The sequence below is a fragment of the Salifodinibacter halophilus genome, from assembly GCA_012999515.1.
Taxonomy (GTDB): Bacteria; Pseudomonadota; Gammaproteobacteria; order Nevskiales; family Salinisphaeraceae; genus Salifodinibacter; species Salifodinibacter halophilus.
The window spans coordinates 1-262 of the sequence record JABEEB010000356.1 but is presented as its reverse complement, the minus strand read 5'-3'; the positions used below and the strand labels follow the sequence as shown (position 1 = coordinate 262).

Genomic DNA, 262 nt, shown 5'->3' with positions numbered 1-262 from the left:
CGTCGACCTCGTCGTCCCGACGAACAACAAGGGTCGACGCGCGCTGTCGGTCGTCTACTGGCTGCTGGCCAACGAGACGCTCGACCGCCGCGGCTCCGACACCGTCTACGCCCTCGAAGACTTCGAGGACGAACTGTAGTTCGGGACGACGTTTCGATTCGACTTTTCTGACACCCATCCGGCGAGCGGCGGCGCTTTCGGCGACTCGACACAGTTGGGACGACGCCGACCGCGATGGCGTGTCGACGCCACACGGGACCAC

General features: G+C 65.3%; 1 protein-coding gene. It reads left to right on the top strand.

Annotation, left to right across the window (positions count from 1 at the left end; translation table 11 throughout):
* Positions 1–139, top strand: a 139-nt coding sequence (locus tag HKX41_12010) for a 30S ribosomal protein S2 (GenBank protein ID NNC24859.1), incomplete at its 5' end; no start/stop codon positions are given.
* Between the last annotated feature and the right edge of the window lie 123 nt (positions 140–262).